Raw genomic sequence first — 1,546 nt, 5'->3', positions numbered from 1 at the left:
CCAGGGCTGTCCGGAGCATACTCTGCATCGTTCGGGAATCATCAATCGTCAGAACGCGCACAGTCTTTGAATCGCTCATGTCTAGGTCTCGCTGGATGTTGTGCGGGGTTCCCGCAGGAGGAAAGGCACACCGAAGAGTGCCAGAGCTTCAGCCATCTTTTCGGATGGGTTGATAATCTCGCGTTTGCCAGCAAGGAGAATCTGGAGGCAAAGACCTCCGAGATAAGTGACTTCCGATCCATCCAGGGGAGTGCCATCATCCACAATGAGATCATCGCGCAGCGCTGCGGCAGCCTTGGTGTCAAGGCGCGCAGGAAGCATGATCTGATGAGGCATCGTCTCCGGGGGCACAGGTATGACGGACATCAGAAATCCTCCCAGCCCTGGTCAGAAGACGTCACTTGCAAAGCAGGCCTGGGAACTGCCGCCTGTTTGGCAGGTGCGGGGGAAGGGGGCTGGGCCGGATTTTTTACCACCGGAGGGACGACAGCAGTCCTCGTTGTGACGGCTGGTTTGACGACCGGCGGCCTGGCCATTGGCGGTTTGGGAGGAGATGTTTTCGGCTTCGCGTTTGTATCCACGTGGAAGCGTCCGAGCGTTTCTGAAAGAGTGCGGGTCTCGGCGCTCAGGTTATGGCTGGCGGCTGTAGCCTCTTCCACCATGGCTGCGTTTTGCTGGGTTACCTGGTCCATTTCGTTGATCGACGTCGTGACCTCTACGAGACGCGCTGCCTGCTCTCGCGTTGTGACCGTAAGGCCATCAATACGCTGGGCTATATTCGAAACGCTTTCGGAGAAATCGCTGAGATATTCACTCGTGCGCTGAACGAGAGTTACGCCCTTGTCGACCTGCTCTGCGGAAACAGATATGAGACGTTTGATCTCATTCGCTGACTTGGCCGATTTCTCTGCAAGTGACCGTACTTCCTGCGCCACCACGGCAAAGCCGCGTCCTGCGTCGCCCGCTCGCGCAGCCTCGACACCAGCGTTCAGCGCGAGAACATTGGTCTGGAATGTAATTCCGTCGATGACGGAAATGATCTCGCTTATTGCTGTCGAGGATTTCTGAATGCCGACCATTGCAGCATTGGCATCCGCCATGATTTCTGTTGCGAGCTTGACCTTGTCGAGCGTTTTCTTGGTCTCGAAGCTGGAATCGGAACAGACATCGGCAGTTGTCTGAATGCCGTTGCTGATCGTACGTACCGAGGCAGCCGCCTGGCCAAGATTCTCAGCCTGACGCTCCGTTCTTCTGGCGAGATCGTCCGAGGCCGTGGAAATCTCTGCAGCCCCGGTCGTAATGAATTCCGAGCTTTTTGCCATTGTTTGCAGGATATGTTTCCAGCTTTGGCACGCTTCGTTGAAAGCCTCGCGGATCGGCGCGAATTCCCCCTCAGCCGCCTCGGCCGGAATGCGGCAATCCAGATTGCCCTGCGCAACGGTTCTCAGTGCAGATACGAGGGTCTCCGCCCCTGACGCGACGCTTTTCTGCCTGTTGGCAGCGGTGCGCTTCAGCTCTTCAATCTCTTCGCTCATATGCTTGTGAG

General features: G+C 56.8%; 2 protein-coding genes. Both read right to left on the bottom strand.

What is annotated here, in order from left to right; translation table 11 throughout:
• Nucleotides 1-81 precede the first annotated feature (81 nt).
• Nucleotides 82-366 (bottom strand): STAS domain-containing protein, encoded by a 285-nt coding sequence (locus tag P792_RS35610; protein WP_051395983.1) that lies wholly within the window; start codon nt 364-366, stop codon nt 82-84.
• Nucleotides 366-1,546: methyl-accepting chemotaxis protein (locus P792_RS35605; RefSeq protein WP_023980059.1), on the bottom strand; the 1,181-nt coding region annotated here is incomplete at its 5' end. The genes P792_RS35605 and P792_RS35610, both read right to left, overlap by 1 nt.

The sequence above is a fragment of the Asaia sp. SF2.1 genome (assembly GCF_000505765.1).
Lineage (GTDB): Bacteria > Pseudomonadota > Alphaproteobacteria > Acetobacterales > Acetobacteraceae > Asaia > Asaia bogorensis.
This window is presented reverse-complemented; position numbering and strand designations above follow the sequence as displayed.